The sequence below is a fragment of the Ectothiorhodospira sp. 9100 genome (assembly GCF_022227565.1).
In the GTDB taxonomy this organism is placed as follows: Bacteria; Pseudomonadota; Gammaproteobacteria; order Ectothiorhodospirales; family Ectothiorhodospiraceae; genus Ectothiorhodospira; species Ectothiorhodospira marina.
In genome coordinates this window covers 1-2,701 of sequence record NZ_JAJNAN010000096.1, presented here as the reverse complement: position 1 = coordinate 2,701, position 2,701 = coordinate 1, and the positions used below count along the sequence as shown (strand labels likewise).

2 protein-coding genes are annotated in these 2,701 nt (G+C 62.9%); one reads left to right on the top strand and one right to left on the bottom strand.

From position 1 onward, the window contains the following. Positions 1–201 precede the first annotated feature (201 nt). Complete coding sequence (locus LPW29_RS14985; protein ID WP_238628678.1) at positions 202–1,071, top strand: Rpn family recombination-promoting nuclease/putative transposase; 870 nt, start codon at positions 202–204, stop codon at positions 1,069–1,071. 626 nt (positions 1,072–1,697) lie between these two features. On the opposite strand, the gene LPW29_RS14980 is transcribed toward LPW29_RS14985, so the two are convergent. Further along, on the bottom strand, positions 1,698–2,701 hold a 1,004-nt coding region (locus LPW29_RS14980; protein ID WP_238628677.1), incomplete at its 5' end, for a methyl-accepting chemotaxis protein.

Genomic DNA, 2,701 nt, shown 5'->3' with positions numbered 1-2,701 from the left:
AGAAGGTCAGTTGGCAGGCTCTGGGAGCGGGGGCTTTTGGGAAAAGGGGTCTGTCCCCTTTTGAGTTGGATCCAAGCCCCCGTGGGAGCGGGCCTCGCCCGCGAATGGCGGTGGGCACAAAACCCAAGGATAGCTCCTCGGATCGGGACCAGGCGGGATCTGGCAAACTATCAGCCAAACCCAACAGCCCGAGCCCACCCGATGAGTGATCTCCTCGACCCTACCAACGATTATGTGTTCAAGCGGCTGTTCGCTGAGGCGCCGGATTTGCTGGTGGACCTGATCAACGACCTGCGCCCGGATCTCCCGAACATTGCCAGCGTCGAGGTACTCAATCCCACCATCGAGCCCAGTGAGCTCACCGGCAAGTACATTATCCTGGATGTGCTGGCCCGCGATCGTCAGGGCCACTGCTACAATGTGGAGATTCAGGTTCGCCGCTATGGTGCCTGGCACAAGCGGGGTCTGTTCTACTTGGCCCGCACCCTGGGCACCCAGCTGAATGCGGGCGAAGACTATCAGGAGCTGCGTGCCTCGGTGGGGATTCACTTGCTGGACTTTGATCTGTTCATTGGCAGCGAGGCTGAGCGCCAGCAGGCGGTGTGGCGGTTCGAGATGCGGGATGAACGCCAGCCGCAGGTGTCGCTGGGGAACATCCTGCAGATGAACCTGATCGAATTGAACAAGGCGGATCGTCTTGGCTTACCGGAAGGTCCGTTGCGGGCCTGGATCACCTTTTTCAAGCATTGGCGGGAGGAATTCATCATGGCCAAGGTTGTCCACGACCCGGTCCAGCGTGCCATGAGCCGCATCCGGGAGCTCAGTGCCGACGAAGAAGCGCAGCGGCTGGCGTTTGTGCGGGAGCGTGCGCTGCGTGATGAAGTGTCGCTGCTGAGTGAAGCCCGGCGGGAAGGTGAGCAGAAGGGCCGGCAGGAGGGCCGGCATGAAAATGCTCGTGAAACCGCCATTAACCTGCTCAAGCTGGGTGCGCTCACTGAAGAGCAGATCGCTCAGACCACCGGTCTGTCCCTGGATGAAGTGAAGGCCCTGCAACTGGACCAGCCTCACTGAGGGATTTCCTGTTGGAGGTGGCTCCCGTGGGATCTGATGCTCCCTGTGGGGCAGCCCCCCCCCTGTGGGATCCAAGCCCCCCGTGGGAGCGGGCCTTGCCCGCGAAGGCGGCGGGCACAAAGCCTGGCCCGGGCGCTGCTGTCGCAGCGCATCGCCGGCAGGCCGGCTCCCACGGTGCCAGGCAGAAGGTCAGTTGGCAGGCCCTGGGAGCTGGGGCGTTTGGGAAAAGGGGTCTGTCCCCTTTTGAGTTGGATCCAAGCCCCTTGTGGGAGCGGGCCTCGCCCGCGAAGGCGGCGGGCACAAAGCCTGGCCCGGGCGCTGCTGGCGCAGCGCATCGCCGGCAGGCCGGCTCCCACGGTGCCAGGCGGAAGGTCAGTTGGCAGGCCTTGGGAGCTGGGGCCCTTTGGGAAAGGGTGACCGGAAAAGGTGTCTCCCCTTAATGGTCAATGTTTCATCGCGGTTCACGCTCGTCCGGCAAGTCATCCAGGGCCGGTACCGGTTCACGACGAATGCGCCGCACCAGTCGTGGCAGGAAAATGGCCATGGCCAGTAGACCGATGGCGATCAGCACGGCTCCGGCATGACCAATCCAGACATACGCCAGTGCCCCAGGTGTACCTCCCTCATCAAACCTTGAAACGCCCCACGCGGTCTTGCAGATCCGCAGCCAGGCGGGCCAGCTCTTCGCTGGCGGCATTGATCTGCTCGGCGCCCGAGGCAGCATGCTCAACGCCATCGCTGATGTTGACCACGTTGCGGTTGACTTCTTCGGCCACGGCGGATTGTTCCTCGGCAGCACTGGCAATTTGGGCATTCATGTCATTGATGGTTCCTATGGAACGGTTGATGACTTGCAGGGACTCGCCTGCGCGAGCCGCTTGCTCCACGCCCGCGCGGGCCTTGCTGCGCCCTTCGCCCATGGATTTGACCGCGGTTGCGGCACCAGACTGCAGGCGTTCGATCATCTCCTGCACCTCGTTAGTGGAAGCCTGGGTGCGGGAGGCCAAGGTGCGGACTTCATCGGCCACCACCGCAAAGCCTCTACCCTGCTCACCGGCCCGCGCGGCCTCGATGGCCGCATTCAGAGCCAGTAGATTGGTCTGTTCGGCGATGCCCCGGATGACATCGAGGATCTTGCCGATCTCATCGCTGTCTGCCGAAACCGTGCCAATGACCTCGGCGGATTCTTCCACCTGCCGGGCCAGCGCCTGAATGGTTTCGATGGTCCGCTCGACCTCCTGCGTCCCTTCCCTGGACTGCTCATCGGTGTTTCGTGTGGTGCTGGCTGCCTCGGTAGCATTGCGAGCCACTTCCTGAACCGTGGCTGCCATCTCATTCATGGCGGTGGCCACCTGCTCCACTTCTGCCTGCTGATTGCGCACCTGTTGACGCGTCTCACTACTGGTGGCAGACAATTCTTCGGCCGCTGCCGCCAATTGCGCGGAGGCCCCTACCATCTGCTTCACCAGTCCGTGTACGCGCTCGGCAAAGCCGTTGAAGGCACGGGACAGGTCCGCCACCTCATCTCGCCCCTGCGCCGGCAGGCGCTGGGTGAGATCTCCGTCCCCCTCGGCGATGGATTGCAGGTGAGCGGTTGTGTTCTTTAGAGGTGTGACGATGGCCCGGGTCA